Source organism: Streptomyces sp. NPDC090442 (assembly GCF_044769405.1).
In the GTDB taxonomy this organism is placed as follows: Bacteria; Actinomycetota; Actinomycetes; order Streptomycetales; family Streptomycetaceae; genus Streptomyces.
In genome coordinates this window covers 66,960-82,191 of sequence record NZ_JBIVXW010000022.1, presented here as the reverse complement: position 1 = coordinate 82,191, position 15,232 = coordinate 66,960, and the positions used below count along the sequence as shown (strand labels likewise).

At 74.6% G+C, this 15,232-nt stretch carries 14 protein-coding genes; 2 read left to right on the top strand and 12 right to left on the bottom strand.

The window, feature by feature from the left end; genetic code table 11:
• Positions 1-3: 3 nt before the first annotated feature.
• The 6 genes from ACIQU6_RS17705 to ACIQU6_RS17680 form a co-directional block, all read right to left on the bottom strand.
• The gene (locus ACIQU6_RS17705; protein WP_403482537.1) at positions 4-1,005 is read right to left on the bottom strand and encodes an aldo/keto reductase; all 1,002 of its coding nucleotides are present in this window, start codon (positions 1,003-1,005) and stop codon (positions 4-6) included.
• 13 nt (positions 1,006-1,018) lie between these two features.
• Positions 1,019-2,050, bottom strand: a complete 1,032-nt coding sequence (locus tag ACIQU6_RS17700; RefSeq protein WP_403482536.1) for an ABC transporter permease — start codon at positions 2,048-2,050, stop codon at positions 1,019-1,021.
• A complete protein-coding gene (locus ACIQU6_RS17695) occupies positions 2,047-3,618 on the bottom strand; it encodes a sugar ABC transporter ATP-binding protein (protein WP_403482535.1) in 1,572 nt (523 codons plus the stop codon). The genes ACIQU6_RS17700 and ACIQU6_RS17695 overlap by 4 nt, the downstream gene beginning before the upstream one ends.
• Positions 3,615-4,661 (bottom strand): sugar ABC transporter substrate-binding protein, encoded by a 1,047-nt coding sequence (locus ACIQU6_RS17690; protein WP_403482534.1) that lies wholly within the window; start codon positions 4,659-4,661, stop codon positions 3,615-3,617. Before ACIQU6_RS17690 ends, ACIQU6_RS17695 begins: the two co-directional genes overlap by 4 nt.
• Before the next feature lie 67 nt (positions 4,662-4,728).
• Positions 4,729-5,514 (bottom strand): SDR family oxidoreductase, encoded by a 786-nt coding sequence (locus tag ACIQU6_RS17685; RefSeq protein ID WP_403482533.1) that lies wholly within the window; start codon positions 5,512-5,514, stop codon positions 4,729-4,731.
• Positions 5,511-6,842: an enolase C-terminal domain-like protein gene (locus ACIQU6_RS17680; protein ID WP_403482532.1), complete on the bottom strand. Its 1,332-nt coding sequence runs from the start codon at positions 6,840-6,842 to the stop codon at positions 5,511-5,513. The genes ACIQU6_RS17685 and ACIQU6_RS17680 overlap by 4 nt, the downstream gene beginning before the upstream one ends.
• 298 nt (positions 6,843-7,140) lie before the next feature.
• Between ACIQU6_RS17680 and ACIQU6_RS17675 the strand changes: the two genes are divergently transcribed.
• Positions 7,141-8,241, top strand: a complete 1,101-nt coding sequence (locus tag ACIQU6_RS17675) for a PAC2 family protein (RefSeq protein WP_403482531.1) — start codon at positions 7,141-7,143, stop codon at positions 8,239-8,241.
• Between the two features lie 124 nt (positions 8,242-8,365).
• Here the strand turns inward: ACIQU6_RS17675 and mshC are convergent, their stop codons facing one another.
• The 4 genes from mshC to ACIQU6_RS17655 form a co-directional block, all read right to left on the bottom strand.
• Entirely contained in the window at positions 8,366-9,595 is a 1,230-nt protein-coding gene (gene mshC, locus ACIQU6_RS17670) for a cysteine--1-D-myo-inosityl 2-amino-2-deoxy-alpha-D-glucopyranoside ligase (protein ID WP_403482530.1), read from the bottom strand.
• A 132-nt stretch (positions 9,596-9,727) separates the two neighbouring features.
• Complete coding sequence (locus ACIQU6_RS17665) at positions 9,728-10,642, bottom strand: SCO1664 family protein (RefSeq protein ID WP_403482529.1); 915 nt, start codon at positions 10,640-10,642, stop codon at positions 9,728-9,730.
• On the bottom strand, positions 10,606-11,196 hold the full coding sequence (locus ACIQU6_RS17660) for a DUF3090 domain-containing protein (protein ID WP_403482528.1): 591 nt from the start codon (positions 11,194-11,196) through the stop codon (positions 10,606-10,608). Before ACIQU6_RS17660 ends, ACIQU6_RS17665 begins: the two co-directional genes overlap by 37 nt.
• 122 nt (positions 11,197-11,318) lie before the next feature.
• Complete coding sequence (locus ACIQU6_RS17655; protein ID WP_376568200.1) at positions 11,319-12,017, bottom strand: histidine phosphatase family protein; 699 nt, start codon at positions 12,015-12,017, stop codon at positions 11,319-11,321.
• A 98-nt stretch (positions 12,018-12,115) separates the two neighbouring features.
• On the opposite strand from ACIQU6_RS17655, the gene corA reads away from it, so the two are divergent.
• The gene (gene corA / locus ACIQU6_RS17650; protein ID WP_403482527.1) at positions 12,116-13,099 is read left to right on the top strand and encodes a magnesium/cobalt transporter CorA; all 984 of its coding nucleotides are present in this window, start codon (positions 12,116-12,118) and stop codon (positions 13,097-13,099) included.
• A gap of 22 nt (positions 13,100-13,121) precedes the next feature.
• On the opposite strand, the gene ACIQU6_RS17645 is transcribed toward corA, so the two are convergent.
• On the bottom strand, positions 13,122-13,910 hold the full coding sequence (locus ACIQU6_RS17645) for a ferritin-like domain-containing protein (RefSeq protein WP_403482526.1): 789 nt from the start codon (positions 13,908-13,910) through the stop codon (positions 13,122-13,124).
• Between the two features lie 256 nt (positions 13,911-14,166).
• Positions 14,167-15,222, bottom strand: a complete 1,056-nt coding sequence (locus tag ACIQU6_RS17640) for an LLM class F420-dependent oxidoreductase (protein WP_403482525.1) — start codon at positions 15,220-15,222, stop codon at positions 14,167-14,169.
• Positions 15,223-15,232: the final 10 nt, after the last annotated feature.

The following is a 15,232-nucleotide window of genomic DNA, read 5'->3' as shown; positions in this document are numbered from 1 at the left end:
GCGTCAACCGCCCGGCGGCAGCGGCAGATCGGGGTCGAGCAGGCCGCGGGCGACCAGGGCGTGCCACAGGCCGTCCGGGACCGGATGGCGGAAGAGGGCGGCGTTCTCGGCGGCCTCCTCGGGCGAGGCGGCGCCGACCACGGCCGCGGCGACGGCCGGGTGGCCGAACGGGAAGCGCAGCGCGGCCGCCTTGAGGGGGACGTCGAACGCGGCGCAGACCGCGGCCAGTTCGCGGGCCCGGGCCAGGACGGCCGGCGGGGCGGGGGCGTAGTCGTAGCGGGCGCCGGGGGACGGGTCGGCGAGCAGGCCGGAGTTGTAGACCCCGCCGACCACCACCGAGGTGCCGCGCCGGGCGCACACCGGCAGCAGGTCGGCCGCGGCGGTCCGGTCCAGCAGCGTCCAACGGCCGGCGCACAGCACCACGTCGACGTCCAACTCGGCGACCAGGTCGGCCAGTACGCCGCTGTGGTTCATGCCGAAGCCGATGGCGCGGACCGTGCCCTCGGCGCGGAGCTCGGCCAGCGCCGGGTAGCCGGTCTCGTGGACCTCGCGGAGGTGGTGCTCGACGTCGTGGAGGTAGACGATGTCCAGCGCGGGGACGCCGAGCCGTTCCAGGGACGCCTCCAGGGTGGCGCGGATGCCGTCGCGGGTGAGGTCCCAGGTGCGGGCCCGCGCGGGGGTGGCCACGAAGCCCTCGCCGGGCGGCCGTTCACCGGGCGCGAGCGGGCGGAGCCGGCGGCCGACCTTGGTGGAGAGCACGTAGTGCGCCCGGTCCACGCCGCGCAGCGCCCGGCCGAGGCGCTCCTCGGAGAGGCCGACGCCGTAGTGCGGGGCGGTGTCCAGATAGCGGGCGCCGGTGGCCAGGGCCGTGTGGACGACGGCGCGGGCGCGCTCCTCGGGGACGGCGCGGTAGAGGTTGCCCAGGGGCGCGCAGCCCAGGCCCAGCGGCGGGACGGTGACCCCGCTGCGGCCCAGCTCCCGCGGTCCGTCCGGCGGCATGCGCATCGTCGCGACCTCTTCAATCCTGCTTCTCGCCGCTGGTGAAGCGGGAGACGATCAACGCGAGCAGGATGATCGCGCCGTTGAGGAACTGGGTCCACAGCGGCGGCACCCCGCCCAACGTCATCACGTTGATGACGAGTTGCAGGGTCAGCACGCCGGTGAGCGCCCCGAAGAGGGTGCCGCGGCCGCCCTTGAGGCTGATGCCGCCGATCACCGCGGCGGCGAAGACCTGGAAGATCCAGCCGCTGCCCTGGCTGGCGGAGACCGCGCCGTAGTGGCCCGTGTAGAGGACGCCGGCGAAGGCCGCCAGGGTGCCGGCCAGGATCAGCACGACCCAGGTGAGCCGGTCGGTGCGGATGCCGGCCGCCCGGGCCGCCTCCGGGTTGCCGCCGAGCGCGTACAGGGCCCGGCCGTGCCGGAGGTAGCCGAGGGCGGCGCCGCCGAGCGCGTAGAGGGCCAGGCAGATCCAGACGGCGGCCGGGACGCCCAGCCAGGCGGTGCGGCCCAAGTAGGCGAAGGAATCCGGGACGTCGGCGAGCGAGCGGCCCTCGGAGAGGCCCACCTGGAGGCCGCGGAGCATGGTGAGCATGCCGAGGGTGGCGATGAAGCCGTTGACCCGCAGCCGGAGGATGAGGAAGCCGTTGACGGCGCCGACGGCCGCGCCCACGGCCAGGCAGAGCGGGACCGAGGTCCAGGTGGGCAGCAGCTCCAGGCCGGTGAAGCGGCCGCCGTGCGCGGGCAGGACGAGCCAGAGGGCGACCACCGGGGCCAGCCCGATGGTCGACTCCAGCGACAGGTCCATCCGCCCGCTGATCAGCACCAGCGCCTCGCCGAGCACCAACAGGCCTAGCTCGGTGGACTGTTGGACGACGCCGATGAGGTTGTCGCCGGTGAGGAAGGCGGGCGAGACGACGAAGCCGACGACGCCGAGGAGGAGGATCACCGGGACGAGGGAGAGGTCCCGCCAACGGCCCGGGACGCCGCGGGCGCGGCGCGCCGGGCCGGCCGGGGCCGCGTCGGCGGCCGAGGGTGCCGTGGTCTCGGTCATGGCGCGGTCCCTTCCGTCGTGGGGCTGTCCGGCGGGCCGGCGGCGACGCCCTCCATCGCGGCCACCAGCTCCGCGGTGCGCCAGCCGGCGCCGAACTCGGCCCGGACCCGGCCCCGGAAGACCGCCACCACCCGGTCGCAGATCCGCAGGTCGTCGGGTTCGTCGGAGACGATCAGGGCGCCCCGGCCGCCGTCCGCGACCCGCCGCACGATGCCCAACAGGGCCGCCTTCGCCCGCACGTCCACGCCGCCGGTCGGGCGGACCGCGACGAGCACCGCGGGGTCGCGGGCCAGCGCGCGGGCGACCACCACCTTCTGCTGGTTGCCGCCGGAGAGCGCGGCGACCGGCTGGCCGGGGCCGGCGGCCCTGATGTCCAGTTCGGCCATCGCCCGGCGGGCCAACTCCCGGGTCCGGGCCGGCAGTACGGTCCCCCACGGGCCCAGCTCGCCGGTGAGGGCCAGGGTGACGTTGTCGGCGAGGCTGCGCCCGGGTACCAGGCCCTGGCGGTGCCGGTCCTCGGGGACGTAGCCGATGCCGGCGTCCAGGGCGCCCGGGACGCTGCCGGGGCGCACCGGCCGGCCGCGGACGGTGAGCCGCCCGGCGTCCGGGGTGCGCAGCCCCGCCAGCACCTCGGCGAACGCGGTGGTCCCGCCCGCGGCGGCGCCCGCCAGGCCGACCACCTCGCCGGCCCGCACGGTCAGGTCGAGCGGCCCGAAGTGGCCGCCCAGGGCCAGCGCTTCGGCACGCAGCAGCGGCTCCCCGCCCGCGTCCGCGGCGGGCGGCGGCGCGGCGGCCACGGGGCCGGTGGCCCCGCTCCCCTCCCCCGCCATCGCCGTCACCAGGGCGTCCTCGGTCAGCCCGGCGACCGGGGCGGTCAGCACCTGGCGGGCGTCCCGCAGGACGGTGACGGTGTCGCAGCAGGCGAAGACCTCCTGGAGGTGGTGGGAGATGAACAGGAACGCCACGCCCCGGGAGCGCAGGTCCCGCAGCCGGTCGACGAGCCGGTCGATGCCGGCGGCGTCCAGCCGGGCGGTGGGCTCGTCCAGGACGATCAGCCGGGCGCCGCGCGACAGGGCGCGGGCGATCTCCACGAACTGGCGCTGTTCGACGCCCAGTTCGCCGAGGCGGGCGGCCGGGTCGACGTCCACGCCGTAGCCGGCGAGCAGTTCCCGGGCGCGGGCCCGCAGCGTGCGCCAGCGCAGGATGCGGCCGCCGGGGAAGTGGTTGAGGAAGAGGTTCTCGGCCACCGTCAGCCCGGGCACGGTCATCGGCCGCTGGTGGACGCAGGCGACCTCGCGCTGCCAGGCGGCGGGGTCGCCCCAACGGGGCGCGGGCCGGCCCCCGAAGGCGACCCGGCCGGCGTCCGGCCGGACCATCCCGGTCAGCACGGACACCAGGGTCGACTTGCCGGCACCGTTGCGGCCGACCAGGGCGTGCGCCTCGCCGGGCCGGACGGTCAACCGGACCCGGTCGAGGGCGAGGGTGGGGCCGTAGCGCTTGACGATGCCGTCGGCGTGCACCGCCGCCGGCTCCCCGGGCACGGGCCCGCCGGGCGGGGCGGCGCTCACTGCCCCTCCTTCGCGAGCTGATTGGCCCACAGGCGCGGGTCGTCGACGTTGTCCTTGGTGACCAGGGTGGCCGGCAGCTGGTCCTCCAACCCGTTCCTGATCCGCACGACGGTCGAGCCGTGGTCGGTGGGGCCGGGCCGGAAGGTCCGTCCCGCCAGGGCCGCGCGGGCGTAGTACAGGGCGTACTTGGCGTAGAGGTCGGCGGGTTGGGAGAGGGTGGCGTCGAGGGTGCCGGCCCGGATGGCGGTCAGCTCGTCGGGGATGCCGTCGTTGGAGACGAGGGTGAGGTGGCCGGGCGTCCCGGCGGGTGTGAGGAGGCCGCGCTGGCGCAGCAGGGCCAGCACCGGCTGGAGGAAGGCGCCGCCGGCCTGGAGGTAGACGCCGCCCAGGTCGTGGTGTTGGGCGAGCAGGCTCTGCAGCTTGGCGGAGGCGACCTCGCCCTTCCAGTCGGTGGTCAGCTCGTGGACGGTGATGCCCGGGAACCTCCGCTTCATGCAGACCGCGAACGCCTCCGAGCGGTCCCGGCCGTTGATCGAGCTGAGGTCCCCCTGGAGCTCGGCGACCCGGCCGCGGCCGCCGAGCCGTTTGCCGAGGAACTCGCAGGAGCGCTCCCCGTAGGCGCGGTTGTCGGCCCGGACGACCATGTAGACCGGGCCGTCGTCCGGGCGGGTGTCGACGCTGACGACCGGGATCCGCTTGCCGGCCAGCCGCTTGAGTTCGGCGGTGATGGCGCCGGTGTCCTGCGGCGCCATCACGATCGCCCGGGCGCCCTGACCGGTCAGCGCCTCGACGTCGGAGACGACCTTGGAGACGTCGTTCTGCGAGTTGGCCAACGGGAGCGCGGACGGGCGGCCGTGCGCCAGGTCCGCCTGGAGGTACTGCTGGTAGGAGTCCCAGAAGTCGGTGTCGGTGCGGGGCACGTCGATGCCGATCCGGCCCCTGGCGTCGGCGCCGCGGTTGCAGCCGGTCAGCACCAGCGGCACGATCAGCGCCAGCGCCGCGGCGCCGGCCGCCGCACCGGTGCGGCGCACGGGCGGTCTCATGGTGCTCCCTCGCGTGGGGTGGGTGGTTCCTCGGTCGTGGTGCCGTCGGCCCGTCGCACCGGTGCGCTCAGTCGGCCGGGCGCGGGCGCAGCCCCTGCATCCCGCCGTCGACGGCCAGCGCGGTGCCGGTGATGCCGGACGCGGCCGGGGACGCCAGGTGGACGATGGCGGCGGCGACTTCCGCGGCGGTGACCATCCGGCCCAGGGGCTGGCGGGCGTTGAGCGCGGCCCGTTCGGCGGCCGGGTCGGGGGCCCGGTCGAGCAGCCGGGCCACCCAAGGGGTGTCCGCGGTACCGGGGTTGACGCAGTTGACGCGGATGCCGTCCCGGAGGTGGTCGGTGGCCATCGCCAGGGTCAGCGCGAGCACCGCCCCCTTGCTGGCGCTGTAGAGGGCGCGCTGCGGCAGCCCGGCGGTGGCGGCGATGGAGCAGGTGTGGGTGATGGAGACGCTGCCGGGCGCGTCGGCCGCGGCCCGCCGCAGGTGCGGCAGCGCGACCCGGGCGGTGCGCACCAGCCCGAGCACGTTGACGTCCAGGACGTGCCCCCACTCCTCGTCGTCGTTGTCCTCGACGGTGCCCACCGCGCCGGTCCCGGCATTGCCCACGAGGGCGTGCAGGGCGCCCAGTTCGGCCACCGCCGCGGCGACCCCGGCCCGCACGCCGGCGCCGTCGGTGACGTCCGCGGCGATCCGCACCGCCCCGGCGGGCGCCCCGGAGGGATCGCGGTCCAGGACGGCGACGCGGGCGCCGCGGGCCAGCAGCAGCGCGGCGGTGGCCGCCCCGATGCCCGAGCCGCCGCCGGTGACCAGGGCGCCCAGGCCCGCGAAGTCGCCCGTTCCAACAGGCCCGTTCATGCCGGGACCCCGGTCGCCCGGTGCGGTCCGCGGGCCCGCCACACCGGCCCGTCGGGGAAGCGGTACGCGGCCAGCGACGCCGGCTCCATACGGGCCGAGAAGCCGGGCGCGGCGGGCGCCTGGTAGCGGCCGCGCACGACCACGGCCGGCTCGGTGAAGTGCTCGTGCAGGTCGTCGACGTACTCGATCACCCGGTCCTCCCAACTCCCGGACACCGCCACGTAGTCGAACATGGCCAGGTGCTGCACCAGCTCGCACAGCCCCACCCCGCCGGCGTGCGGACACACCGGCACCCCGTACTTCGCGGCCATCAGCAGGACCGCCAGGTTGTCCGGGACCCCGGCCACCCGGGCCGCGTCGATCTGCACGAAGTCCACCGCGCCGGCCTGCAACAACTGTTTGAACACCACCCGGTTGGCGACGTGCTCCCCGGTGGCGACCTTCACCGGCTGCCCGGCGCGCACCGCGGCGTGCCCCAGGACGTCGTCCGGGCTGGTCGGCTCCTCGATCCAGTACGGGGCGTGCGGCGCCAGCGCGGTCATCCACCGGACCGCCTCGGCCACGTCCCAGCGCTGGTTGGCGTCGACCGCGATCCGCACACCGGGCCCGACCGCGGCCCGGACCAGCCCCAACCGCCGCAGGTCGTCGTCGAGATCGGCGCCCACCTTCAGCTTGAGCTGCCCGAAGCCGTCGGCCACCGCCGCCTCGGCGAGCCGGACCACGGTCGCGTCGTCGTGGCCCAACCAGCCGGGCGAGGTGGTGTAGGCGGGGTAGCCCTCGGCCCGGAGACGGGCGGCACGGTCGGCCCGGCCGGGCTCGGCGGCGCGCAGCAGGGCCAGCGCCTCGTCGGGCGTGAGCGCGTCGGAGAGGTAGCGGAAGTCGACCAGCCCGACCAGCTCTTCGGGCGTCAGGCGGGCCAGGAACTCCCAGACGGGCCGCCCGGCGCGGCGTGCGGCGAGGTCGAAGGCGGCGTTGACCACCGCGCCCGCGGCCATCTGCGCCACGCCCTTCTCCGGCCCGAGCCAGCGGAGTTGGGAGTCGTGGGTGAGGGCGCGGTGCAGCGCGCCGAGCCGGGCGGCGGTGACCGGCGCGGGCCGGCCGACGACGTACGGGGCCAGTGCCCGGATCGCGGCGGCCATCACGTCGTTGCCGCGGCCGAGGGTGAAGCAGAAGCCGTGGCCGGCCGGCCCGTCGGCGGTGTGCAGGGTCACGTAGGCGGCGGAGTAGTCGGGGTCGGGGTGCATCGCGTCCGAGCCGTGCAGCCGGTCGGAGGTGGGGAAGCGGACGTCGTGGACCTCCAGCCCGGTGACGGTGTCGCTGACGGCCATGGGCAGGCTCCCTGGGCTGGCGGCGGATGTCACGGGAGAACATCGGACCTTTCCCGGTCCTCCGATGTATAGCCCCGCCCCGAAGTCGGCGTCCAGACCCCGGCACCCGATTCCGTCGCCCGCACCGGCCCCGGGGCCCGGATTCGGCCGTCCTTTGCCACCACAGCTCGGATGTATCCGCACGCACGCTCGTAAAGGGGCTGCAGAACGGCACCGCAGACGCCGTAGGCTGGGGGCGCACGCAACGGAACTGCAGCCGGTGGCCTCACACGCCCGACCGGCCGGAAGGAGGGGCTGGGTGATCGAGCTGGAGGGGGTGCCCGAGCTGATCGACCCGGTCATGGTGGCCGCGTTCGAGGGCTGGAACGACGCCGGCGATGCCGCCTCCGCCGCGGTCGCCCACCTGGACCGCGAGTGGAAGGGCGAGGTCTTCGCCGCGCTCGACGCCGAGGACTACTACGACTTCCAGGTGAACCGCCCGACGGTCTTCCTGGAGAACGGCGTCCGCAAGGTCACCTGGCCCACGACCCGGCTCTCGGTCGTCCGGATCGGCGACGCCGACGGCAAGGGGCGCGCCCGGGACCTGGTGCTGGTCCGCGGCATCGAGCCGAGCATGCGCTGGCGCTCGTTCTGCAACGAACTCCTGGGCTTCGCCCACGAGTTGGGCGTGGAGATGGTGGTGGTGCTGGGCTCGCTGCTGGGCGACACCCCGCACACCAGACCGGTCCCGGTCAGCGGCGTCAGCTCGGACGCGGACCTGGCCCGCCGGCTGGACCTGGAGGAGTCCCGCTACGAGGGCCCGACGGGCATCGTCGGCATCCTCCAGGAGGCGTGCACCCACGCCGGCGTCCCGGCGGTCAGCCTGTGGGCCGCGGTGCCGCACTACGTCTCCCAACCGCCCAACCCCAAGGCCACCCTGGCCCTCCTCAACCGCCTGGAGGACCTGCTCGACCTGCGGATCCCGCTCGGCGAGCTGACCGAGGACGCCCGCGCCTGGCAGTTGGGCGTGGACCAACTCGCCGCGGAGGACAGCGAGGTGGCCGAGTACGTCCAGTCGCTGGAGGAAGCCCGGGACACCGCCGACCTGCCGGAGGCGTCCGGCGAGGCCATCGCCCGCGAGTTCGAGCGGTACCTGCGCCGCCGCGACCCGCAGGCCGGTCCGGGGGTGGCGACCGAGGGCGGCCTCGCCGACGGCCGGGACGGCACCTACCTCCGCGACCCGGCCGGCGGCCGCACCCGGCACCCGCGGAGCACGCCCAAGGAGCCGCGCGAGCCGCGGCCGCCGGAGGAGTCCGGGCCCCCGAAGTCCTCCGGCCCGGAGACCGGCGAGGACGGCGGCGATCCGGGCGAGGGCCGCACCGACGGCGACGGCCCGGAGGAGACCGGCACCGACCGCTGACCCGCCGGCCCGACCCGCCGCGGGCCCCAACTCCCCGGCCTCACAGGGACGAAGGCACACGGCGGCAGAGACGACGAAGGGGCGCCCCCACCATCCGGCGGGGGCGCCCCTTGCGCTGGGTGCCCTACAGCGCGACGCCCAGCAGCGCGTTCACCGCGCGGGAGACGAGCCCGGGAGCGCCCTCGTCCGTGCCGCCGTCCACCTGCTGCTCGGCGGCCCAACGGTCCACCGCCGCCAGCGCGGTGGGCGCGTCGAGGTCGTCGGCCAGCGCGGCGCGGATCTCCGCCAGCAGCTCCTCGGCCGGCGGGCCGTCCGGGCGGGAGACCGCGGCCCGCCAACGGGCCAGCCGGTCCTGAGCCTCGGTCAGCACCGCGTCGGTCCACTCCCAGTTGCTGCGGTAGTGGTGGGCCAGCAGCGTCAGCCGGATCGCGGCCGGATCGACGCCGTCCCGCCGCAGCGCGGAGACGAAGACCAGGTTGCCCTTGGACTTCGACATCTTCTCGCCGTCCAGGGCGACCATCCCGGCGTGCACGTACGCCTTGGCGAAGGGGTGTTCACCGGTCAGCGACTGGGCGTGCGAGGCGCCCATCTCGTGGTGCGGGAAGGCGAGGTCGGAGCCGCCGCCCTGCACGTCGAAGCCCATGCCCAGGTGCTCCAGGGCGATGGCGACGCACTCGATGTGCCAGCCGGGCCGACCGGGGCCCAGCGAGCCGCCGTCCCAACTCGGCTCGCCGTCCCGGGCGGCCATCCACAGCATCGGGTCGAGCGGGTTCTTCTTGCCCTCCCGCTCCGGGTCGCCGCCGCGCTCCGCGGACAGCAGCCGCATGGTCTCGGCGTCCAGGCCGGAGACCCCGCCGAAGTGCGGGTCGGAGGCGACCGAGAAGTAGATGTCGCCGTCCAGTTCGTAGGCCGCACCGGCCTCGCGCAGCCGCTCCACCAGCGGGACGATCCGCGGTATGGCCTCGACGGCGCCGATGTAGTGGCGCGGCGGCAGCATCCGCAGCGCCGTCATGTCCTCGCGGAACAGGGCGGTCTCGCGCTCGGCGAGCGCGGTCCAGTCGACGCCGGTCGCCACCGCCCGCTCCAGCAGCGGGTCGTCGACGTCGGTGACGTTCTGCACGTAGTGCACCTGACGCTTCGTGTCGAGCCACACGCGCTGGACGAGGTCGAACGCGTTGTAGGTCGCCGCGTGTCCCATGTGGGTGGCGTCGTACGGCGTGATGCCGCAGACGTAGATACGGGCGACGGGACCGGGGTCGAGGGCCACCCGTCCGCCGGTCGCGGTGTCGTGGATCCTCAGGTCGCGGCCCTGACCAGGCAGGGCGGGGACCTCAGAAGCGGGCCATCCATGCATGCCTTGAGCGTAACCGGACGCATGTTCCGCATACGAACCGGAGGGGCCTCTCTGGCCGGAAAGGCGGTCTTGCACTCCGCGGCCGGATGTGCAAGAAGACAGCGGCGGTTGGGCGGCCGACGGCACCCCGGATCAGACCGGCGGCCAGGGAATCGCCGGCCACTCCCCGCTCGGCTCCGGGTGCCGCCCGCCGCGCAACAGCCCCTCGATCCGCGCCCGCAACGCCGTGAGCTCGGCGTCCGCGATCAGTTCGGCCATCCGGGCGGCGAGCGGCGCACCCTCGTCCAGCGCCGCCCGGAGGCCGCGCAGCACCCCCAGCGCCTCGTCGGTCAGCGGCTCGCCGGCCCAGCCCCACAGCAGGGTGCGCAGCTTGTCGGCCGAGTTGAACGTCACACCGTGGTCGATCGCGAAGAACGCGCCACCGGCGCCCGGCAACAGGTGCCCGCCCTTGCGGTCCCCGTTGTTGATCACCGCGTCCAGGACGGCGAGCCGGCGCAGCCGCGGGTGGTCGGCGTGGACCAGCAGCGCGGTGCGGCCCGCGCCGATGTCCGCGCGGCCGACCGCCTTCCACCCCGGCTCCGGCTCGTCCTCGGCCACCAGCGCCAGCAGTTCGGGCGCCTCGTCGCCGTCGCCGGGCGGGGCTATCCACTCCTGCACCATGCCGGTGCCGTACGGGCCGTCCCGCAGCACCGTGGTCGGGATCAGGTCCCAGCCGCAGGCCCGGGCGATCTCGTAGGCGGCGACCTCGCGCTGGGCGAGCGTGCCGTCCGGGAAGTCCCACAGCGGGCGCTCGCCGGCGACCGGCTTGTAGACACAGTCGGCGCTGCGCCCGTCGAGTTCGACGGTGCAGTAGAGGACGGCGTTGGAGGCGTCCGGAATCCGGCCGCGGACGGTCAGCTCGCCGTCGGCGAGCAGCGCCGGGGCCAGGCTCCCCACGGGCTCCCGGGCGGCCGCCGCGGCGGGCGGGTCCGCGGGGCCGGGCACCGGTTCGACGGTGGGCTCCATGGGGCTCAGGCGTCCCGCCGGTATCCGTTCTGACGCGGACATACATGTCCCTCCGGGTCGAGCGGCAGGCTGCACAACGGGCACGGCGGGCGGCCGGCGTTGACCACGTCCAGCGCCCGCTTGGCGAACGCCCGCGCCATGGTGCCGGTCAGTCGCACCCGCAGCATCGGCGGGCCGTTCTCGTCGTCCTGGAGCAGCCGCTCCTCGGCGTCGGCAAGGTCCTCGTCGCTGTCGGCCTCCAGCTCCACCAGCGCCTGGGCCTCGACGATCATGCGCTCGTCCTCGCCGTCCCAGGCCAGCGCCATGGTACCGACCCGGAACTCCTCCTCCACCGGCGTCTGGAGCGGCGCGGTGTCGGACATCTCGGTCGGGGAGACCGCGGGCACCGGGGCGCTGCCGCCGCTGCGCCGGACCACCTCGTCCAACAACTCGTCGATCCGCTCGGCGAGCGCCGCCACCTGGGTCTTCTCCAGCGCGACGCTGGTGATGCGGCCGGCCGCGGCGGCCTGGAGGAAGAAGCTACGGCGGCCAGGCAGCCCGACCGTACCGGCCACGAAGCGGTCCGGGAGGTCGTAGAAGAACACCTGACGGGACAACGTCCTGCTCCGATTGTCTCGACTGCTTGGGTCAGTGCGGTCGCTGCGTCCTCAAGGTCAACTGCGCGGATCACAGGGGCGTCGCGGGCAGCGCCGTCGCACCACCCTACTGCGCCCGCTGATCACGCTGCGCCCGCACCGCCCCCGATGGCCGCGTCCCGCTCGCTCCCGGCCCCGCCGCCGTCCTCGCGGGGCACCAGCGACGCGAGGTCACCGGTGTCGCCGAGCCGCACGAGGTAGGGGCGCAGCCGGGTGTAGCGGATCACGGTCACCGAGCACGGCTCCACGGAGATCCGCTGGAAGAGGTCGAGGTGCATGCCGAGGGCGTCGGCGACCAGGGACTTGATGATGTCACCGTGCGAGCACATCAGGTAGGTCGCCTCGGCACCGTCGGACTCCTCGACCCGGGCGTTCCAGTCCCGGACCGCGGCCACCGCCCGGTCCTGCATCTCCCGCATCGCCTCGCCACCGGGGAAGGCGGCCGCGGTGGGGTGCTGCTGGACGGCCTCCATCAGCGGCTCGTCGGCCAGTTCGGCCAACTTGCGGCCGGTCCAGTCGCCGTAGTCGCACTCGGAGATCCGCTCGTCGGGCGCCAGCCGCAGCCCGGGGCGGGCGTCGAGCAGCGGCCCCAGGGTCTCCCGGCAGCGCTGCAACGGGCTGGAGACGGCCACGGCCAGCGGGATCCCCGCGAGCCGGGCGGGCAGCGCCGCGGCCTGGGCGGCGCCCCGTTCGTCGAGGGCCACGTTGGGGGTCCGTCCGGCGAGCACCCCGGCGGTGTTGGCGGTGGAGCGGCCGTGCCGCACCAGGATCAGCGTGGGCATGCCCGCCACCCTAGGCCCTCCCGTCACCACCGTGCCCCCGGCCCCGCTCCGGGTCCGTTTCCCTGGCAAGGGCCCCCGCCGCGGGCGAGAATGCCGATGTGATCGTCGACTTCGCCCTCTACCGCGAGGGCCGCCGCCAGGAATGCCGGGCGGACGTCTCCCGCGCCCTGGACGCGGCGCGACGGACCGGTCGGGACTTCCTGTGGCTCGGCATGCACGAACCCACCCAGGACGAGTTCGACCAGGTCAGCAGCGATTTCGGGCTGCATCCGCTGGCCGTGGAGGACGCCTTGAAGGCGCACCAGCGGCCGAAGCTGGAGGTCTACGACGACTCGCTGTTCATGGTGCTCAAGCCGATCACCTACGACGTGGCGGCGGACACCGTGACCGCGTCGGAACTGATGGTCTTCGTCGGCGACTCGTTCGTGGTCACCGTCCGGCACGGTGCGGCCAGCCCGCTGGCGGCGGTCCGGCAACGGCTGGAGCGGCACCCGGAGATCATGCGGCACGGCCCGGGGGCGGTGCTGTACGCGGTGAGCGACGCGGTGGTGGACCACTACGTCGAGGTCGGCGCCGAACTCCAGGGGGACCTGGAGGAGTTGGAGGCCGAGGCGTTCGCGCCGGTCCGCCGGGAGTCCCGGAACACCGCCGCCCAGATCTACGCGTTCAAACGGGAGATCCTCGAATTCCGGCGCGCCACCGTCCCGTTGGCCGACCCCCTGTCCCGTCTCCAGGGCTCCGGCGTGCCGTTCGTGCACGATCACGCCCGGCCGTTCTTCCGGGACGTCGGCGACCATCTGACCCGCGTCAACGAGCAGGTGGAGGGCCTGGATCGGCTGCTGTCGGACATCCTGGCCGCCCATCTGGCGCAGATGGGGGTCCAACAGAACGACGACATGCGCAAGATCTCGTCGTGGGCGGCGCTGGCCGCGGTGCCGACGCTGATCGCGGGCATCTACGGCATGAACTTCGCCGACATGCCGGAGCTGAAGTGGCCGCTGGGCTATCCCGTGATCCTGCTGTTGATGGCCGCCATCGAGGTCTCGCTGTACCGGCTGTTCAAGCGCCGCGGCTGGCTCTGAGGGAGCGCGAGGGGCCGGTGCGTCAGGCGAACTCCGGTGCGGAGGCGGCCGGTCCGCCGAGCGCGTCGCGCCGCTCGGGCATCCGGAGGCTGACCATCCGCCGCCAGCCGAGCAGCCGCTCGTAGCCGTAGACCGCCAGGATGCCGACCCTGAGCAGCGCGGACCTGGCCGCCGGCCACCCCAGGATGCGGCCCATGTGCGCCATCACGGCCAGGCTGACGTCCCGGTGGACGGCGATCTCGGCCAGCGCGCACTCCCGCAGGGCCCGTTGGATGCGCCGCCCGTGACCGGCCCGGGCCAGCCGCAGCAACTCCTCGTGGCAGTAGGCGAGATGATTCTCCTCGTCCTGGCAGATCATCCGGACCGCCTTGCCGACCTCGGGGTGGTCGCCGAAGAACCGGCGCAGCAGCAGGAGCTGTTCGGCGGCGCGCTGCTCGGTGACCCGGCTGTGCGCGAGGTAGGTGACCACGTCCCGCTCGTCGAGCGGCTCGTCGCGGCGGAGCTTGTCGTGGGTCAGGCCGATGCCCCGCCGCTCCAGCAGCATGGTGTAGTCGGTGGCCGCGGGGACCTCGACGGGCGTCAGTCCGCGCCGGCGCAGCAGGGCGCGGAAGATCCGGCCGTGCTTGTCCTCGTCGGCGCCGTGCCGGGCGACCTTGGGCGCCAAGTCCCGCTGGGATTCCGGGAGCAGCGCGGCGATCCGACCGTTCTCCCACCCTCCCTGGGACTCCCCGCTGGCCGCGATGGAGCAGAACAGGCGGTAGGAGTCGTCGTGGTCGACGATCTCCTGGAACAGGCTCCTGGCCGAGAACATCAGCGTCACCTCCGAACGGACACACCCGTGAAGGGCAAGTCCAGTGCGGTGCTCGGCCGCCGGCAACCGGGGGCCCGGCCCGCTGCGCCCGTTCGCCTGATGCCGCCGGGGCGGGCCCCGTAACCCGCCCGTCCTTCGGGACGTTGAGTTCCGTGACGGCCGTGGCGGGGAAGACCCCCGAGCCCCCACCACGGCCGTAGAGCTCCCGCCCGGCGCCGATGCGCCGGGCTTTCGGCGTCCGCGGGGGCCCTGCGACCTACGCCAGTCCGGCCCGCTCCAGGGCCTCGGTGCCGGCGCGCAGCGAGGCCACCCGCTCCTCCAGGGTGAAGCCGGCCGGCGCCAGCGTCAGGGTGGTCACCCCGGCCGCCGCGTACGCCTGCATCCGCTCGGCGATCCGGTCGACCGAACCCAGCAGCGTGGTCTGGTCGATCAGCCGCTCCGGGATGGCCGCGGCCGCGCCGTTCTTGTCCCCGGACAGGTACTTGTCCTGGATCTCGGCGGCCTCCTTCTCGTATCCCATCCGCTGCGCGAGCTGGTTGTAGAAGTTCTGCTTGCGGCTGCCCATGCCGCCGACGTACAGCGCGGTGTACGGGCGGAACTGGTCGGCGAGGCCGCTGACGTCCTTGTCCTCGCCGACGGCCAGCGGGAGGGTCGGGCAGACGTCGAAGCCGTCCATGGTCTTCCCGGCCGCCTCCCGGCCCGCCCGCAGGTGGGAGAGGGCGGTCTCCTCCAGGTGGTCGGCGGAGGGGAAGATCAGCAGGGCGCCGTCGGCGATCTCGCCGGTCTGCTGGAGGTTCTTGGGGCCGATGGCGGCGATGTAGAGCGGGATGTGCTCGCGCTGCGGGTGGACGGTGAGCTTCAGCGGCTTGCCGGGACCGCCCGGCAGCGGCAGCGTCCAGTGCGCGCCCTCGTAGGAGAGCCGCTCGCGGGTCATCGCCTTGCGGACGATCTCCACGTACTCCCGCGTGCGGGCCAGCGGCTTGTCGAACTTCACGCCGTACCAGCCCTCGGAGACCTGCGGGCCGGAGACGCCCAGGCCGAGCCGGAAGCGGCCGCCGGAGAGCGAGTCCAGGGTCGCCGCGGTCATCGCGGTCATCGCGGGCGTGCGGGCCGGGATCTGGAAGATCGCCGAGCCGACGTCGATCCGCTCGGTCTGCGCGGCCACCCAGGAGAGCACCGTGGGGGCGTCGGAACCGTACGCCTCGGCCGCCCAACAGACCGCATAGCCGAGGCGGTCGGCCTCCTGCGCCACCGCGAGATTGTCGGAGTCCATCCCGGCGCCCCAGTAGCCGAGGTTGATACCAAGCCTCATGCCGCTCCCC